This window comes from Streptomyces sp. NPDC058221 (assembly GCF_042882365.1).
Taxonomy (GTDB): Bacteria; Actinomycetota; Actinomycetes; order Streptomycetales; family Streptomycetaceae; genus Streptomyces.
Genome location: NZ_JBHVWF010000012.1, coordinates 17101 through 34907 on the forward strand (window position 1 = coordinate 17101; position 17807 = coordinate 34907).

Genomic DNA, 17807 nt, shown 5'->3' on the forward strand with positions numbered 1-17807 from the left:
GAAGCCGCGGCAGATCTGCCGCGGCTTCGCTCATTTGGGGGGGCGTGGGTGAAGGTTGCGATCGCTCCCCGTTGACCGCCGCGGGCTGATCTGCCCTGACTTCCCGGACCTCCGAGGTCGGCGCGTCCCCATGTACCTCGTTGCGCGCGACGGTGTCTGGCTCGCCTCCCACTACCGCAAGCCCGGCGAGAAGCACATCAGTCACGAGTCCGACGAGCACCTCGCCGTAATGGTTGGCGTGGGCTCGGAGTGTTATTGTGGTTCCCCATGCGGGCTGGGGCACCCACACGCCCCCACTCATCCCTCAGTCCTTCCACACTCTCCGTCGTTCCAATTACTCGCGAGCGAAGAAAGGCGGCCCTGCACGATGTGCAGCGATGTTGGCCTCGATGCGTCACCGCCAACCACGCACGAAGCCGTCGTGACGCCCACGTGAACATGAACCTACGCCGCGTTCACCTTTCGTACCCGCCCTCGGTCCAGCGAGTCATCTTCTCGAACGCGTCCAGGGCCCTGCGGTCGTGGGGGCCGTAGCGCCTCTGGCAGTCGCGGCCCAACCGTTCGTACAGTTCCACCGCGCCCCGCTCGTCGCCGGATTCGCCCGTCAGCTCGGCAAGTTCGACACGGGCCGCGACGGTCTCGTCGTGCGCCGACCCGAACTGCAGCAGAAGCCGCCGGACTCGCTTCTCAGCCTCCCTGATGCGCTCCGTGATGCCCACGTCGGCCTGGGACGTGTCGTGTCCTGGAGCCTGGCGTCGCCTCGCCGCCACCGATTCGAGGACCCGCTCCACCTCCCGGACCGCCCGGGTCACCGCGCGTGCGCTGCGGGGGCGGTCGGCTGGGCTCTTGGCTAGCAGCGACATGATCAGGTCATCGAGGGGGTCGGGAACATCTGGCACCTGCTGGCCGGGCCGGACCGGGGAGCGATATTGGTGCTCTTTGGCCAGAGCGGCCGGGTCCGAGTGCCGGTCGCCGAACGGGGGCCAGCCAGTCACCATCTCGTACATGACGCAGCCGAGGGAGTACAAGTCGCTGCGTTCGTCGCCCGACTCAAAGCGACACCGCTCGGGCGATCTGTACAGCGGTGTTCCCATGTCGGTGTGCGACTCAGTAGCGTCGGCGAAGCGGGCGAGGCCGAAGTCGATGATGCGCACCTCACTGCTGTCGTGGGTGATGAGGATATTTGCGGGCTTGACATCGCGGTGTACCACGCCCTCGCGGTGTGCGGCGGCGAGGCCCTCAGTGATCTGCCCGCTCCAGCGGACTGTCTGCTCCAGCAGTAGCGGATCACCGCCCACGTACTCTGCGAGAGGCCGACCGTCGACGTACTCCATGACGAGGAATGGGTCCGCGCCACCAATGTCGCAATCGAAGATCGTGGCCACGTATGTGTGTTCAACCCGGGCCATCGTGTGCCCTTCACGGACGAACATTTCCCGCGCCCGGATATAGCGTTCGCTGCCCGGAGCCGCCCCCGTAAGGCGTCCGGCACCGAGGAACTTGAGCGCCACACGGCGGTTGAGATTAACGTCCCTGGCCTCCAACACGTCGCCCATGCCGCCGCTGCCCAGGTGACCGATCAGCTCGTAGCGGCCGCCCCCAACAGTCATAGGGCCGTCCGCGTCGCTCGTCGTTTCTCTCACGTCTCGTCTACCTCATGCCAAATCTCGGTGCCCCAGGTCCGCAGCCCGTCGGGCCCGTGCAGGTGGTCCGTCCACACGCTGAAGAACTCCTCCCGCTGATCCAGTCCCTGGCGCAGCATGCGCACACGCCGCCGCGCAAGCACGGAACCCTCGGTGCGCAACTCCCGCCTGCGGACCGGTACCCTCCGCCATTCATGCCAGGCCCATCCCGCGCACCCAAGGCCGAGGCATAAGGCGACACTGCGGGCCGCCCCAGCTGCCGTGATGAAGGCGAGGACACCGGCCACCAGAGTCAGCAGGATGGCACCCCACAGCCGGACCGGGTTGAGCTGCACCGCATCCACCTGTCGGCCGGTGCGCTCCTCTATTGCATCTTTCAGTTCGGCCACTAGCGGTCCGGCATCGACATCGGCTGACGGATCGGTGGGAACTACACCACTCCACCCGTCCGTCCCGATTGCGAGTTCCCTGGGCAGCAGGTGCTGGGCCCGATCCGCACACTCTTGGGTGGCCTCCAGCACGCGGGGCCATAGGGTGCGCAGGACCAGTCGACGAGCCTCGTCGCCGAGGAGGACGGACCGCGGCACGAAAACGGCGTTGACGAGGAGGGTGCGGAGGTCAGCGGGCCTGCGCGCGTCGTCGTCGACGCTGACGGAACGGCGGGCTTCATCCGCGTCTCCGCCGTGATCGATGACGCGGCGCAGGTACTCCATACGCCGGTCCAGCGCTCGCTCTTCGGCGTCGTACCGGTCGATCAGAGCCCCCAGTGCACCCTCCGCATAAGTGCCCGCCTCAGTCCATGCCGCTGGCTCAGGCGGGAACTGCTCTCGCAGGTACTCCAGAGCGGCGCCTGGGACGCTCGCGAGCTCTATGCCTCGCCTGAGCTGGTCCCACTTCGGCTCACACAACCGACCCAGCTCGGGGAACGCGTCACTCCGCACACGGTGCCGCAGCTCCCACAGATGGTCGGCCACCGGGTCGAACTCTCCGTTACTCCTGGCCAGATCCAACTGACCCGCCCAACGCTTCATAGCGAGTTCGGCATAAGTGTGCGCGTCGTCTCCAAGCTCCCGGCAAGCCACCGCATCCAGCACGATCTGGAAATCCTCGTCCAGGGCGTACGAGTCGATGGAGCGAAGGTACTGGTCCATCCGGCGAGCGGCCTCCTTGAACTCGCCCAGGCGTGAACAGGTCAGCGCGAAGAACAAATTGGACTTGGCCGGGTCAAGGGAGAAAGCTTGACTCACGGCGCGGCGAGCCCGCTGCACCTCACCCCGATGGCGCGCGGCAAGCGCCACCACGGCCGGAGCCAGCCAGTAAGACGGTTCCATGAGCAGACGCTCCGCAGCGCATGACTCAACGGCAGCCGCATCGACCACTCCGCGCTCCACAGCGTCGCGTGTGAGTGTGTGCACGAGGCCATGGGCGAGAGCGCGGGTACGCCGACGCTGCTCGAAGCGGCTGTGCCAGTCAAGGGTGAGCTGCGCCAGCTCGGCCTCGGCGACGGCGCGCGCCTGATCCTTCACGTACCGTGCGGTGAATTCGGCGAAGACGTCACGGAGTTGCGCGACCGAGTCGTCAACGGCTCGCACGGACTGCCTCACGTCCAGCACCTCTGCGGCGACCGCGGAGAGTTCACCACGCAGCCCGGCGATCTCCGCGTGCACCGTTGAGACGGCGTTGTCGAGCGATCCGACCCCCCGCACCACGGTCCCCAGGACCTCATCCTGGCGCCTCTGCCCGGCTTTCAGGTCACTGAAAGCCTCCGCCAACTCGCCTTCCAGCGGCTCGATCTCGAAGCGCTCACTCAACGTGTCCCCCCGCGTCATGCTGTCGGCCGGCCTCAGCCGTGCTCGACACTGCGTCCGCCGCCGCACCATTATCCGTTCGCATCGGCGTCCATGCTCCCGAACAGCTAATCTGAGTGGCTGATACGCAACCGCTCAGGGGGAGCCGTGGAGCAGCCGTACCAGCCCGTGAAGAAGCTCTTCTTCGGGCGTGACGATGCGGAGTCCGACTTCGCCGACGGCCTATTGCGCGACGGCTTCCAGTCCACACATGCCTCGGAAGCCGTGCTCACTGGGCGCAAGTCACTTGTCGTCGGGCGCAAAGGTTCCGGCAAAAGCGCGATCTGCGCCCATCTCGTGAGTGGCGGATATCCGGGACGAACTGCCCTGATCACGCCGGACGACGCGGCCGGCGACGAGATTCGCCGCTTCGAACTACAGGGGCTGACCGCCGACACCGCCAAGTCCCTGATCTGGCGCTATGTCTTCGCAGTCCACGCGGCCCAGTACGTCACCGAACACGCCGACACCCACAAGAAGTGGCGCACTCCCGCCTCCGTACGCGCTCTCAAGGACTTCCTCCGGGCCAACAACGAGGGCGACGACGGACGGCTCACCGACCGGCTGCGTCGCGGCACACGCCTGCTGCAGTCGGCGACACTGTCGGTCAAAATGTTCGGCTTCGAGGCGAGTTTCAGCGCCGGGGGCGAGCCAGGCACAAACGGCGGTTCAGAAGGCGCGCAGGCCACAAGGCAACTGGGCGCAATCGAAGCAGGTGTACGAGCCGCCTTCGATGACCTCGGCTGCGTCGCGGCGCGGGAGAAGCCCTTTCTCATCCTGGTCGACCAGCTCGAACAGGTGTGGCAGGCCGACCCAGACAGCCACGCGCTGGTCACCGGCCTCCTGCTGGGCACCAAGCACGTCCTCGCGGCGTACGGACACGCCGTGCGGTGTGTGCTCTTCGTGCGGGCCGACATTTACGACGCACTGAACTTCGCTGACGGGGACAAATTCCGCAGCGACGAAGTCCGTATCACTTGGAGCCCGGCCGCGCTTCGCGCTCTGGCCCGCGCCCGCGCCAGTCTGTCCCTCGAACGGCCGGTCTCAGAATATGAGTTATGGGACGGAGTCTTCCCTCGCAGGGTCGTCGGCGAGTGGACCCCGGACTACCTCGTGCGGCGTACCCTCACCCGGCCCCGTGACATCATCCAGTTCCTCACACTGTGCCGGGACGCGGCCGACCGTTCGGGACGTCCGACGATCCAAGAGGACAATGTCTTGGAGGCGGCCGAGCAGTTCTCCCGTTGGAAACTCGATGATCTCGCCAAGGAGTACAACGTCGGATTCCCATTCCTACGGCCAGTGTTCGCGCAATTTGAGAACACCGGCTACGCCGTAGGTCGAGGCGACTTCACCGCACAATTCGACGCGATCCGCGAAGCCCTCCACGAGAGGTACTCCTCGTACACAGAGCAGTTGACGGCAACGTCCGTCATCGACGCCCTCTACGCCATCGGATTTCTGGGCGTGTGCCGTGGCAATGGGGTTGTGTACGCGGGCGACTCCCAGTGGCCCGTCCAGCCGTACGAGGAAAACCTGCGTATTCATCCCTGCTTCCGGCCCGCTCTCGGCTGCTCGAATCCGGCAGGAGCCAGCGACAGCACGGTGCACACGGGCCGCGTGTACCAAACGATGGTGGGAGCGCAGAACCACACTGCGTTTCTGCGAAACGTCTCCACGACCGACGCCGGGTTCCAGGCTGACCGGCACGTGCGACTCCTGGAGGAGACCGCACTCGCGCTGTCACGGCTGCAACGCCAGCTCGCACGGTCGGACATGCCCGCTGAGCCCCACGCCGAGGTACGGGAAGGCATCGACCTACTGAACGAGCAGATCGACGCCTTACCTCTGCCGGGCTCCGGCCTGACCCCCGGCATGGTAGAAGACCTGCTCGGCGAGGTCGCCGAGCGACTGGTCCAGTCTCATGCCAGGCTGAACGACCTTGGTCTCCGCGACGAGCCTGTAACCCGGCGCCTCGCCGACGAGGCGCGGGCGCTGAGACGGGCACTCGGAGGAGCCGTCGGCAGCGGACGCGGCTCGGACTCCTCCGGCTGAAGGCACCTCCCCTGAGATCCGTCGGCAGCTCATAGTTGACGACCTCGTGCATGGTTGCGTCGAGGTCGGGGCGACCCCTGCCCGATCGTGCGGTGTTTTGCCGTAGCGGGGCGACCTCCGAGGCACGGTTGGTGATGGTGGGGCGGGCGGCCTCGTAGAGGATCAGGCACACGCTGCCAGGAGATCGCTACCGGAAGGCAGGGGATGCGGAGGTTTCACGCCTCCATTCTCATGGCGAAGGCTCCCGCCAAAGCGGGAGCCTCACGTTTCCCCAGGTCAGGAGGCTGTCACGAAACTGAGTTCAAGGCTGGACCCTCGGAACGCGTCTGAACCGGCGGATGGCCGCGCATCTGCATTCGCTGCTGCCGGGAGTGAAGGTGAACACCGACGCCGAGCCCGGACCGGACCGCAACGCCTTCCAGATCGGTTCCGAGCGCTACCGGGTGGAGAAGGGCGTCGCCGAATACGTGCTGCTCGCCCGGCTGACAGCCGGCCAGGATGCCCGCCCGGTGTTCCTGTTCTGCGGACAGCAGGCAATCACCAACCAGGCGGCGACCCGCTACCTGGCCCGGAATTTCGAACGGCTGTCCCGCAAGCACGGCAACAACACCTTCTGCCTGCTGCTGAAGGTCGTCAACTCCCAGGCGTACGGGCCCGATGTGGTGGAACTGGTCTCGGACGTCACCAGAGCGGCACAGGCCCCCGCCCCCACACCCGCACCGCGCACCTCGCACCGCGCGGGCTGAATCCCACGGCATCCACGGGCTCCGTCCGGCCCACGGGCCCTACGGCCGGACGGAGGCGGGGAGGCGGACCTCAGCTCATCACAGAATGCCCCGGACAGTGCCCCGTCAGCCCTTCAGCGGCCTCTTCGCTGTTTCGGGCAGGACCAGGTAGAAGCAAGCGGATACGAGGCACAGCCCTGCCACGTACCAGGCAAATCCTCCGGCGTGACCTGCTTCCTTGAACCAGGTGCCGACATAGGGAGCTGTGCCGCCGAACAGTGCCACCGTCAGCGAGTAGGGAAATCCGATCCCCGCAGCCCGTACACGTGCGGGAAAGATCTCGGCGTTCACGGCCGCTGCCACGGAGGTGTAGCCGGTGAGCAGGACCATTCCCGCGCACTGCACCAGAAGCAGGGAGACGAAGGCGTCGGTGACCGAGTCGAGCAGAGGAACGACCAGCGCCGCAAAGCCGATCGCGAAGAACAGCAGGAGCGGCTTGCGGCCGATCCGGTCCGACAGCATGCCGCCCAGGGGCTGGAGCAGAGCGAAGAAGGCGAGCGAGATGGTGCTGACGACGAGCGCGTCCCCCTTGTCGAAGTCGGCGTTCACCTGAGCGAAGGTGGGCAGGTAGGTCGTCCACGTGTAGTAGGCGATGGTGCCGCCTGTGGTGATGCCGCAGATCAGGAGAGACCCGCGGGGGTGGCGCCGCAGGGCCTCGAAGAGACCGGGGCGGGCACCGCCCCGTTGTTCCGCGGGGCGGGTCTCGTGGGCTCCTCGGCGGATCCAGAGGCCGACAAGGCTGATCAGCGCACCGATCAGGAAAGGGACCCGCCAGCCCCATTCGTTCATCCGGTCATTGGTGAGGAGAAACACGAGAAGAGCGGCGACGCCCGATGCGATGAGCTGGCCGATGGTGGTGGAAATGTACTGGAAGCTGGAGAAGAGCCCGCGCCTGCCAGGACCGGCCGATTCGACGAGAAAGGTCGTCGAGGCGGCGAACTCGCCGCCCACCGACAGCCCCTGGACCAGCCGTGCGACGACGAGAACGATGGGAGCAAGAACGCCGACGGCGTGGTAGGTGGGAGTCAAGGCGACGAGAAGGCTGCCGGCACCCATGAGCAGAATGGTCGCGGTGAGGGCAGCACGCCGGCCATGGCGGTCAGCGACGGCTCCCATGAGCAGGCCGCCGACGGGCCGCATGAAGAAGCCGACGGCGAAGACGGCGAAGGTGGAAAGCAGAGGGACCAGGGAGTTGCTCGCGCTTTTCGGAAAGACCTGGTCAGCGATGTAGACAGCGAGGAACGAGTACGCGTACCAGTCGTACCATTCTGCCGCATTGCCGATGGAGGCAGCGGCCAGCTGACGGGCTGACGAACCTGAGGGCTTGTTGTGACCGTTCGCGACATGATCGGTACTCGTCATGATCCGCTCCTCCCCCGACGCGGCGGCCCGCTAACCCGACAAGTCGTGGACGACACGAAGACGAAGCATTCTGTGATGGTCAAGGTGACATACGTCTGCGGCGCAACGCGCGTCACCCCCGCCACGCCTGAGCTTGTTCCCTTTTGACGGACGCCTTGGTGTGTTGGTCCGGCTGCGAGTGTGCTCTCGCACTCGGCCGGGCTGCGGCAGCCGGGACTGCTGTGCGGTCGGCGCAAGTTGTCCCAGCCCTCGATGAAGAGCTGCGCCGTCAGGAAGGGTCACTCGGGCTGGGGCAGCGAGCGGGCCGCGTGACGGGCGGCAAGATAGCCGAACGTGAGAGCGCCGCCGATCTGGCACCCCGCTCCTGGGTACTCCGATGCCATTGGCGAGTTCGCATCGTTGCCGCAGGCGTAGAGGCCGCGGACCGGCGTGCCGTCCTCCGCGAGGACCTGAGCCTGCGGGCCGGTCGTGAGGCCCAGCGAGGTCGCCAGTGGGGTCGGAACCACGGCAATGGCGTAATAGGGCGCTCTCTCGATGGGGCCAAGGTTCACGTTCGGCGTGTGGGAAGGATCGCCGTACTGATGTCCGTAGGGGTGTCCGCCCTTTCCGAACTCCTCGTCGACACCAGTAGCGGCATAGCGGTTGCTGTCGACAATGGTGCGCGCGAGACCGGCGGGGTCGACCGCGATCGCAGCGGCGAGCTGACGGACGGACTTTCCCGTACGCAGGTAGCCGGACTGCAGGTGCCGCTTGAGAAGAGGGCGTGGGGTGTGTGGGTGGATCATGCCGAGTCCGTACGCGGCCAGGGCTCGCGCGTCGGTGACGAGCCACGCCGGGATCGTCGGTACGGACGCATGCTCTGCATACATGGCCCGGACGAAGCGGTCGTAGGACACCGCCTCGTCCACGAACCGGCGTCCTGCGGCGTTGACCGCGACGATACCCGGCTTGGCCCGGTCCCATATGTGCGGGAAGACCGCGGTGGAACCATCCCGGCGACGGCCCAGAGAACTCGGGAACCACAGGGCGTTGTCGCCGCTGGACTCCCCAAGCGCTCCGCCCACCGCCTGAGCGAGAGCGATCGAGTCGCCGTTGGCCCCTTCTGCCGCAGGCGTGAACTGCGGTGTGGGCACGGGCAGGTGGCGGGCACGTAGTTCAGGGCTGGCCGAGAATCCGCCGGCGGCAAGGACGACGCCGGCCCGAGCGGCGATCCGGACGGTTCTCCCGCGCTTCGAGACCACCGCGCCCACCACGCGCCCGGTCGCGTCGGCGACGAGTTCCGTGGCCTGCGCGGTGAACCATACGTCGCCCCCACGACTCAGCAGCTGGTGATAGAGGCTCGCTGTCAGGGCATTGCCCATGGCTAGCCGGGTGCCCCGGGGGTAGCGGAGCCTGTCCACTGCCCAACGCACACCGAGGCGCAGCGCGAGCGTCATGCCGCGCGCCGATCCGCGGAAGACGGTGAGGAGTTCGTTCACCTCCGAGCGGCGGACCATGAGGGTGCCGCCGAAGAGGGCGAGTTCCCTTACAGGACGGCGGACCCGGCCGAAACGGTCTCTGCCGAGTCGGCGCCCGTCAAAGGTGTGAGGTTCGAGAGCCCGCCCGGTGCCGTAGCCCGGAATCTCGGGGTGGTAGTCAACGGCCTTCGCGGAGTGCCAGAAACCGACACCTGCCCGTTCCAGGTAGTCGATCATCTCGGGTGCGTGTCCGAGGTAGCTCTCTCGCAGTTCCATCGGAGCACGGTCACCGACCAGGGCGTCCAGATAGTCCCGTGCCGCGGCGGTGTCCGCGGCGGGGTCCTCTTGGTAGCGGTGGCCCGGAGCCCAGACCGTGCCGGCCGAGTACGCGGTGGTGCCACCGAGCCACTCGCTCTTCTCCAGCACGAGGACGCCGAGACCCTCCTGCGCACCGACGACAGCGGATCCGAGGCCACCCGCACCGGAGCCCACGACAAGGAGGTCGACCTGGTGATCCCAGTGGTCGGTCATGGTGAGGTTCCTATCGAGGTACTGATGTGGTGGGAAACGGCGAACCACGGTGGCGAAATCGAGTGGAGGACGAGCCTGTTCACATGGCGGCCGAACGTGCGGCCGTACCTCGACCAGCCGCTTGCCCGGCGGCTGATCGAGGGTCGGTCCTGACGTGTATTCCGCCGGTACCGCGGATCGCGCTCGGGTCAGGCCCACTCACAGCCCGAGGTAGATCTGCCGGACCCGCTCGTCGTGGGCGAGCTCCTCGGACGTGCCCGCCATGGCGACGGAGCCGTTCTCCATGACAAGGCAGTGACTGGTCACCCCGAACGTCAGTTTGGCGTTCTGCTCGACCAGGAGAATCCCGAGTCCGTCGCCACGCAGTCGTACGAGGATCTCCAGAACGTTCTCGATGAGTTTCGGCGAGAGACCCATGGAGGGCTCGTCCAGCAGCAGGAGACTGGGCCGGGACATGAGTGCCCGGCCGATGGCCAGCATCTGCTGTTGGCCGCCGGACAGGTCTCCGGCGGCACGATTGCGGAAGTCCCGCAGGATGGGGAAGAGGTCGTACACGTGGGCGAGGGTGTCTCGTGTCTCGCCCTTCCATGACAGGTGGTAGGCGCCGAGCAGGAGGTTCTTCTCGACGGAGAGCCCGGCGAACACATGGCGGCCCTCCGGTACGTAGCCCACGCCGTGGCGGACCATGTCGCGGGCTCGTACGGTGCTGAGGTCGGTGTCACCGAGGGTGATCCTCCCGCTCGTGCGCGGGATATGCCCCATGAGAGCTTTGAGGGTGGAAGTCTTGCCGGCTCCATTGGAGCCGATGATGCCCATGGACTCACCGGGCGCGACGCTGAGCGCGACCGACCTGACCGCGCAGACTCCGCCGTAGTGGACGGTCAGGTCGGTCACGGAGAGGTGGTCGGTGTCCGATTTCGGTGCGGCGGGTCCGCCGGCTTTCGGGGTCATCGCGGTATCTCCTGTGCGGCGGGAACGGGGATGTCGACCGGCGCCGAGTCGCCGAGGTACGCCTCGATGACCTCAGGGGTCACCGCCACTTCGGCCGGTGTCCCCTCCGCGATGACGGTGCCGGCGGCCAGAACGGTGATCCGTTCGCACAGGGACATGACCAGTCCCATGTTGTGTTCGATGAGTACGACGGTGACGCCCTGGTCACGGATGGAGCGCACGATCGCCGAGAGCTGGCCGACCTCCTCGCCGTTCAGACCGGCCGCCGGCTCGTCCAGAAGAAGCAAGCGCGGCCGTCCCGCCATGGCCCTCGCGATCTCGATCCGCCGCTGGATGCCGTACGGGAGCGACTGTGGGTGCGCGTCCGCGAAGGCGGTGAGCCCGTACACCTTCAGGATTCGGTCCGCCTCCGCCTGCAGGCGGCGTTCGTTGGAAAGGACGCCGACGGGCCACACGGCATACTGCCAAACCGTCGTGGTGCGGGACCGGTCGAGGACAACGAGGATGTTCTCGCGGACCGTCATCTGGGAGAACAGGCGCAGGTTCTGGAACGTCCGCGCCATCCCCCAGAGAGAGAGCCGGTACGGCCGTGCCCGGCTGACGTCGCGGCCGGATGCCGCGACTCGGCCGTCCGTAGGCCGGTAAAGGCCGCTGATGACGTTGAACAGAGTCGTCTTGCCTGACCCGTTCGGACCGACGATGCCGCGGATCTCGCCGTACTGCACGGTGAGGGTGACGTCGTCGAGCGCGGCCAGCGCACCGAACCGCTTGGTGATGTGGCTGATCTCCAGTGCCGGTCCACTGTTCGCTCCGTGGCCGGGTGCCTGATCAACGGGGAGGGCGTCGGGCAGGTAGGGCCCCAGCTCGGCGGCCCGTACATCCTCGTTCTTCCTCCGGCGGCTGACGGCCTGTCGGATTCGCTCCGGGATACCGGCCAGTCCGGTGGGGGCGAAGACCACCATGAGGACGACGACAATGCCGTAGCCGAGCTGCGCGTAGACCGCAAAGTCGACGAGTGCCTCACGGATCAGTACGAGACCGACGGCGCCGACAACACAGCCGATGAGGCTGCGTCGGCCGCCGATGATGACCATGGCCAGCAGCAGGAACATGTTGGTGAGGCTGAAGGTCTCGGGGGCGACGTACCGGATGAGGCCCGCGTACAGAATGCCGGCCACGCCTCCGTACACGCTGGCGAGCATGAAGGCGGTCATCCGGAGCAGTGGGATCTCCGCTCCCATGGCGCCGGCGGCCAGGGCGTCGTCCCGCATGGCACGGAGTCTGCGTCCGAGCCTGGTCCGTACGACGAAGGTGCCGAAGGCCAGAGCGATCCCGAAGACCACGATCTCCAGGTAGTAGTAGAGGTACTCGTCGGCGAGGTCGATCCCGAAGAGCGGTGGCACCGGAATGCCCGAGATGCCGTCCGCTCCCCCGGTGATTTCCGCGTTGGTGATCCAGTTGACGAATCCCAGTGCCAGGCCGAGCGTGACGATGCCGAGGTAGTGGGACTGCATGCGCAACGCCGGCAGCCCCACCAGCAGCCCCACCAGGACAGTGGCCGCGAGCCCGACGATCGCGGCGGTCCAGAAGCCGTAGCCGGAGTGGGTGGTGAGGATGGCGGTGGTGTACGCGCCGACGCCGAAGAAGGCCACCTGGGCCAGGTTGATCTGACCCGCGACGCCCATGACCAGGCCCATCCCGATGGCGAGGAGGGCGAAGATGATCGCGATGTCCACCACATGCATCGAGTAGCCGTTCAGACCGTACGGCAGCGCATACGCGACAACGCACGCCAGCAGAATGAGCGCCGGCTTGGATTTGAGGAGGTTCACGCCCGGCTCACCGTCCTTTCGCCGAAGATTCCGGTCGGGCGGATCATGATGGCCGCGGTGAAGACCAGGAAGGTGACCAGGACGGAGTACCCCTGGAAGTGGTCCCCTGCGTAGGAGTCCAGTACGCCGATGGCCAGGCCTCCCACCACCGCCCCTGGAATGCTGCCGAACCCGCCGAGCATCGCCGCGGCGAACCCCTTCACACCGAGGGCGCCGCCCAGCGTGGCGTCCACATAGAGCATGGGCCCGGCGAGACTGCCGGCCAGTGCAGCGATGCCGGCGCCGATCGCGAAGGCGAGCGCGTTGCTCCGGCCCACGTGGATACCGACCGCGGTGGCGGCCTCGTGGTCCATGGCCACCGCCTGCATGGCCGCGCCGGGCTTGGTCCGCTGGAGGAACAGCGTGAGCAGGACCACGGCTACCGCGGTGATCGCGATGACCATCAGGTCGTACGTGCGGATGCGGATCCCCATGACGTCGATCGGGCCGGAGGTGATCGGCGAGGGCATGGCACGCCCGGTCGTGCCCCAGATGAGTGTGGCGGCCGCCTGGAGGACGGTCCCGAAGCCGATGGTGCCGATCAGCATCAGGTCGAAGTCCTTGTTCTCCAGCGGGCGCAGGACCCGCTCGATGACCAGACCGATGATGCCCGTGACGACGATGGAGATGACGGCGGCCGCGATGAATGGAACGTGCGTCGTGAGGTAGAAAGTGGAGGCGGCGTAGGCGCCGATCATCGCGACGTCGGCGTGCGCGAAGTTGACCAGGCCCATGGTGCGGTAGACGACGGAGAATCCGACAGCGATCAGCGCGTAGATCGCTCCGAGGCTGAGACCTCCGACGAGGGTCTGCAGGGTTACTTGCATGGTGGCTCCCTGATGCCGGTGCGGAGCCCGGCTCTCGGCTCGACGGGCTGGCTACTGAGCTGCGGAGAGCTTTCCGTTCTTGATGATTCCGATGGTGGTCCTGAAGATTCCGACGCCCGTCTCGTCGAAGGCGAAGTCACCCAGCAGGCCGGCGTACTTGGTGGCACGGATCTCGTCGGCCAGCTTCTTGCCCTTCGCCACGCCGCTGCTCTTCAGCGCGGTGAGCACGATGTTGGTTCCGTCGTACGACTTGGCTCCGTGCAGTTCGGCCTCCTTGCCGTACTTGGCCTTGTAGGCCTTGGCGAAAGCGCGGCCGGCGTCACTGATCTCGTTGCTCAGGTAGGGGGAACTGACGATGGTGCCCTCGGCGTTCGCGGCGCCGGCGGTGTCGATGAAGACCGGGGTGCCCTGCGGGGCCGCGCCTGCGAACGGAGCGGTGATGCCGAGGTCACGCGCCTGCTTCACGATGAGGCCGGCCTCCACCTCCTCGGAGCCGATGAAGACTGCGTCGGGTTTGGCCTGGCGGATACGCGAGAGGGCGGCGCTGAAGTCCTTCTGGTCCGTGGTGACGACCTGGTCGGTGACCGGGGTGACGCCCGATTTCTTGAGTATCGCGGAGAAGGCGTCGTGTTCCCCCTTCCCGTAGGACCCGTTGTTCGAGATCACCGCGATCTTCTTGAACTTCTTGGTCTTGACCAGGTATTCGGCCAGTGTGGAGTCGTAGGTGGTGCTGGTGGGGCCGTTGAGGAAGAGGAAGGGGCTCTTCACATCGACGAGGGCGGTGGCCTGGCCGGAGGCGATGTTGGGGATCTCCGCCTGCCTGAGGATCGGCGCCATGGCGACCGTGACGGCGCTCTCCGCTGTGCCGATCATCGCGGTGTAGTTTCCGCTGTCCAGCTTGCGGGCGATGTTGGTGCCGGTGGTCGGGTCGCCTTGGTCATCGAAGACCGTCAGCTTGATCTTGCGGCCGTCGATGCCGCCCTTCTTGTTCCATTCCTCGACCGCGAGCTTGGCACCCTTGGCCTCCCAGTCACCCAGCGAGGCGAGCTGGCCGCTCTGGGCGTTCACCACGGCGATCTTGATGGGTCCGCTGTCACTGGCACTGTCGGAACCGGAGTCGCCGGGGGCGCTGCACGCGGACGCGGCGAGGAGCACGCCGAGCGCGGCGGCCGGGATGCTGAAGGTGCTTCGGGTTTTTGCGTGCATGGGATTCATCCTTCGTCGGGGAAGTCGCCGTTGTAGATGTCGTTGATGTTCCAGTGGCCTGGTGTGGGGACCGGTTCGTTGACCATGGGGATGTCGATGACGGCGGGCCGTCGTCGCTCCACCGCGGTGGCGAGGACCTTTGCCAGCTCCTCGGTGGTGGACACCTCGTAGCCGTCGGCCCCGCAGGACCTGCCGTACGCGGCGAAGTCGGGACTGTAGGGCCGGCCGTCAGGTCCGGTGAAGTCGCAGCCGTACCCCCGGCCGTAGTTGGAGCGCTGAAGGTCGGAGATGGTGCCGTGGGCACGGTTGTTCATCACGGCGAAGATGACGGGCAGGCCCTGCTCCACTGCCATCGGAACGGCCGGCAGCTGGGCACTCATCCCGCCGTCCCCGATGAGGGCGACGACGGTGCGTTGTGGCTGTGCCATCTGTACGCCGACGGCGGCGGCGGGACCGAAGCCCATGGTGGACGCTCCGCCGGGTGTGATGAACCGGCCCTCGGGCGGCAGGTCGTAGGACTGCGCGACGCCGTTCTTGTTCCATCCGACGTCGGTCACCAGGATGGCATCAGCCGGCAGGCTTGCCCGCAGGTCCGCCAGGATGCGCTGGGGCCGCAGTGGGAAGTTGTCACTCGCGCCGTTGTCCGCTGCCGTGTCGAAGAGTTCGGCACGGCTGACCGCGATCGTCTCGCGCAGCCCCGGCCGGTGCGTGCGCTCGGGCTGCAGGACACGGACGGCCGCGTCGATGGCGCGAACGGAGTGGCCGACGTCGGCCACCGCCCCGATCTCGACCGGGTAGTTGCGGCCGATCTCCGCCGGGTCGATGTCGATCTGGATGAGCCTGCTCGGCGGGAAGTTCCAGGTGTAGGCGGGCTCCCACGAGCTGGCGTCGGTCTCCGCGAAGCGCGTGGCCAGGGCCAGCACGAGGTCGGCGTCCTTGGTGTGGGCATGGGTCGAGTCGAGTCCCCAGAAACCGGGCATGCCCAGGAGCAGCGGATGCCTGTCGGGGACAACTCCCTTGCCCATGAGGGAGTGGGCGAGCGGGATGTCGAGATGCTCGGCAAGGCTGAGCAGCGACTGCTTGGCCTCCGGTGTGCGCAGCCCGCCGCCGAAGTAGATCAGCGGCCGCTCCGCGTCCACCAGCGCCTGCGCTATGCGCTGTGCGGCCTCCTCGGCAATGCCGGGAAGTGAACTGTCGGGTATGGAGTGCGATCCGGGGAGATACGGCGCGGCCTGCCGTGAGAAGAGGTCCATGGGGACGTTGACGAGTACGGCGCCGGGACGGCCCGAAGTCGCCGTCCAGAACGCGCGCTCCATGGTCCGGTGCAGGTCGGCGGTGCGCTGGACGGGCCAGGCGCGCTTGCAGAAGGGCCGGTAGATCGCGGTCTGGTCGGCGTCCGCATGGAGGTTGACCTCCTGGTGCGGATGACGACCGTAGTAATAGGAGGGGATGTCACCGGAGATGACCACGAGCGGCACGGAGTCCATGGCCGCGGTGGCGACACCCGTGACGGCGTTCATCATGCCCGGGCCGACATGGGTGAGCAGTACGCCCGGCTTGCCGGAGGCGCGAGCGTAGCCGTCGGCGGCATGGGCCGCGGCCTGTTCGTGCCGGGCCATCACGAAGTGGATGGAGCTGGGGCCGAGGGCATCGAGCAGCGCGATATTGGTGTGCCCGCACGTCCCGAACACGTACTCGACGCCGTACGACTCCAACTGCGTGACGAGGGCTTCAGCTGCGGTGACGGTGGTCACTGGTTCCCTTTCGTGAGGTCGTGGCGATCGCCCCAGATGGACAGGCCGCGGAGCATCAGGGTCTTGACGACCGTGTAGTCGTCGATCAGCCAGCGCGGCGACTCGCGTCCGAACCCCGAGTCCTTGACCCCGCCGAACGGGATGTGGTCAAGGCGGTAGTTCGAGGTGCCGTTGACAATGAGTCCGCCCACCTCCAGGCGGCGCCAGGCGGTGAAGATGCGGTTGATGTCATGGGTGAAGAGGCCCGCCTGCAGCCCGTAACGACTGGCGTTGCACTCATCGATGACGGTGTCGAAGTCGTCGTACGGCATGACCGCGACGAGCGCGCCGAACACCTCGTGGACGACGACCGAGGCATTCGCCGGCGGTCCGGCAATGATCGTCGGGGCCGCGGTGGCTCCGTCACGCGTGCCGCCACGCAGCACCGAGGCGCCGAGTTCACTGGCTTCCGCGGACCAGCGGACCACGCGCTCGGCCGCGTCCTCGTCGACCATGGACCCGATGTCCGTCAACGGGTCCATGGGGTCACCGATGACCAGGGTGTCGACCGCGGCGGCAAAGGCGTCGAGGAAGTCGGCGTAGCGGCTTCGGTGCACGTAGACGCGCTGGACGGAGATACAGCTCTGCCCCGAGTTGCTGTACCCGGTGCGCGCCGCGGTCTTGGCCGCTGACTCGATGACGGCGTCCTCGCACACGATGGTGGCGGCGTTGCCGCCGAGTTCGAGGGCCAGACGCTTGGCGCCGGCGGCGCGTGCGACAGCCGCTCCGGTGGCGGCGCTCCCGGTGAAGCTGATGACGTCGACCTCGGTGGCCGCGCACAGCGCGGCGCCGACGTCTGCCCCGCCGTGCAGCAGCTGAACCGCCTGATAGGGCATGCCGCTGTCCAGCAGCAGGGCCACCACAGCTGCCGAGATGGCGGGCGCTTGCGGCGGAGCCTTCACGAGGGTGGTGTTGCCCGCGGCGAACGAGGCGCCGAGCTTGTGCGCCAACAGGTTCGCGGGTGCGTTGAAGGGAGTGATCGCCAGGGCTACCCCGGCAGGCGCGCGGTAGGTGAAGGCGCTGTTGCCGACACCCGTGTTCCAGCCCGCGACCGGCAGGGTCTCCCCGTCGATGCGCCGGGCCTCGGCCGCGCAGACCTCGAAGGTCGAGGCGACCCGCTCGATCTCGACGCGGCTGTCCTTGACCGGCTTCCCCAGCTCCAGGGCGAGCAGCCGGGCCAGTTGGTCGCGGTGGGCCAGCGCGGCCACTGAGGCGCGCTGCAGGATTTCGGCCCGCGCCGCCGGGGCGAGCGTGCCAACTTGAGGAGCGTAGCGCCGGGCATCGTCGACGGCCCGGTCGATCTCTGCGGGCAGGGCAGTGGTAGCCCGGCTGACGGTGCGCCGCAGGTATGGCCCGCTCCGTTCCGCGGCCGGCCCGTCACCGGACCATGTACCCGCCAGGAAGGGCAGTGCGTCGACGACATCCGCATCGGCGACGGATTTGAGGATGACTTCCAGCATCACGTCTCCAGTCAAGCCA

General features: G+C 67.2%; 11 protein-coding genes and 1 pseudogene. 2 read left to right on the plus strand and 10 right to left on the minus strand.

The genetic code is table 11. The annotated features are described in order from the left end of the window. Nucleotides 1-455: 455 nt before the first annotated feature. Together ACFVW8_RS06420 and ACFVW8_RS06425 are read right to left on the minus strand one after the other, a co-directional pair. Nucleotides 456-1643, minus strand: coding sequence for a protein kinase (locus ACFVW8_RS06420; protein WP_389686646.1), 1188 nt, complete (start codon nucleotides 1641-1643; stop codon nucleotides 456-458). Then, nucleotides 1640-3454, minus strand: a complete 1815-nt coding sequence (locus ACFVW8_RS06425; RefSeq protein ID WP_389686648.1) for a hypothetical protein — start codon at nucleotides 3452-3454, stop codon at nucleotides 1640-1642. The genes ACFVW8_RS06420 and ACFVW8_RS06425 overlap by 4 nt, the downstream gene beginning before the upstream one ends. A 144-nt stretch (nucleotides 3455-3598) precedes the next feature. Between ACFVW8_RS06425 and ACFVW8_RS06430 the strand changes: the two genes are divergently transcribed. Continuing rightward, entirely contained in the window at nucleotides 3599-5545 is a 1947-nt protein-coding gene (locus tag ACFVW8_RS06430; protein ID WP_389686650.1) for a P-loop ATPase, Sll1717 family, read from the plus strand. Nucleotides 5546-5862: 317 nt separating this feature from the next. Continuing rightward, nucleotides 5863-6291: pseudogene (locus ACFVW8_RS06435) on the plus strand (hypothetical protein); the annotation flags it as partial. Between the two features lie 105 nt (nucleotides 6292-6396). On the opposite strand, the gene ACFVW8_RS06440 reads toward ACFVW8_RS06435, so the two are convergent. From ACFVW8_RS06440 to ACFVW8_RS06475, 8 genes are all read right to left on the minus strand, one after another. Further along, nucleotides 6397-7692: an MFS transporter gene (locus tag ACFVW8_RS06440; RefSeq protein ID WP_389686652.1), complete on the minus strand. Its 1296-nt coding sequence runs from the start codon at nucleotides 7690-7692 to the stop codon at nucleotides 6397-6399. Nucleotides 7693-7970: 278 nt separating this feature from the next. Continuing rightward, nucleotides 7971-9680 (minus strand): FAD-dependent oxidoreductase, encoded by a 1710-nt coding sequence (locus tag ACFVW8_RS06445; protein WP_389686654.1) that lies wholly within the window; start codon nucleotides 9678-9680, stop codon nucleotides 7971-7973. 198 nt (nucleotides 9681-9878) lie between these two features. Next, nucleotides 9879-10631 carry an ABC transporter ATP-binding protein gene (locus ACFVW8_RS06450; protein ID WP_389686656.1) on the minus strand — a complete coding sequence of 251 codons (753 nt, stop codon included), beginning with the start codon at nucleotides 10629-10631 and terminating at the stop codon, nucleotides 9879-9881. Next, nucleotides 10628-12463 carry an ATP-binding cassette domain-containing protein gene (locus ACFVW8_RS06455; RefSeq protein ID WP_389686658.1) on the minus strand — a complete coding sequence of 612 codons (1836 nt, stop codon included), beginning with the start codon at nucleotides 12461-12463 and terminating at the stop codon, nucleotides 10628-10630. The genes ACFVW8_RS06450 and ACFVW8_RS06455 overlap by 4 nt, the downstream gene beginning before the upstream one ends. Then, nucleotides 12460-13329 carry a branched-chain amino acid ABC transporter permease gene (locus ACFVW8_RS06460; protein WP_389686660.1) on the minus strand — a complete coding sequence of 290 codons (870 nt, stop codon included), beginning with the start codon at nucleotides 13327-13329 and terminating at the stop codon, nucleotides 12460-12462. Before ACFVW8_RS06460 ends, ACFVW8_RS06455 begins: the two co-directional genes overlap by 4 nt. 51 nt (nucleotides 13330-13380) lie before the next feature. Next, on the minus strand, nucleotides 13381-14535 hold the full coding sequence (locus ACFVW8_RS06465) for an ABC transporter substrate-binding protein (RefSeq protein WP_389686662.1): 1155 nt from the start codon (nucleotides 14533-14535) through the stop codon (nucleotides 13381-13383). A gap of 5 nt (nucleotides 14536-14540) precedes the next feature. After that, nucleotides 14541-16289: a thiamine pyrophosphate-binding protein gene (locus tag ACFVW8_RS06470; RefSeq protein WP_389686664.1), complete on the minus strand. Its 1749-nt coding sequence runs from the start codon at nucleotides 16287-16289 to the stop codon at nucleotides 14541-14543. Then, nucleotides 16286-17788 carry an aldehyde dehydrogenase family protein gene (locus tag ACFVW8_RS06475; protein WP_389686666.1) on the minus strand — a complete coding sequence of 501 codons (1503 nt, stop codon included), beginning with the start codon at nucleotides 17786-17788 and terminating at the stop codon, nucleotides 16286-16288. The genes ACFVW8_RS06470 and ACFVW8_RS06475 overlap by 4 nt, the downstream gene beginning before the upstream one ends. Nucleotides 17789-17807: the final 19 nt, after the last annotated feature.

Bases quoted from the DNA above. Each gene is read 5' to 3' on its own strand.
- ACFVW8_RS06475 (WP_389686666.1), bottom strand. From the start codon at position 17,788: ATGCTGGAAGTCATCCTCAAATCCGTCGCCGATGCGGATGTCGTCGAC.
- ACFVW8_RS06465 (WP_389686662.1), bottom strand. From the start codon at position 14,535: ATGCACGCAAAAACCCGAAGCACCTTCAGCATCCCGGCCGCCGCGCTC.
- ACFVW8_RS06445 (WP_389686654.1), bottom strand. From the start codon at position 9,680: ATGACCGACCACTGGGATCACCAGGTCGACCTCCTTGTCGTGGGCTCC.
- ACFVW8_RS06450 (WP_389686656.1), bottom strand. From the start codon at position 10,631: ATGACCCCGAAAGCCGGCGGACCCGCCGCACCGAAATCGGACACCGAC.
- ACFVW8_RS06440 (WP_389686652.1), bottom strand. From the start codon at position 7,692: ATGACGAGTACCGATCATGTCGCGAACGGTCACAACAAGCCCTCAGGT.
- ACFVW8_RS06460 (WP_389686660.1), bottom strand. From the start codon at position 13,329: ATGCAAGTAACCCTGCAGACCCTCGTCGGAGGTCTCAGCCTCGGAGCG.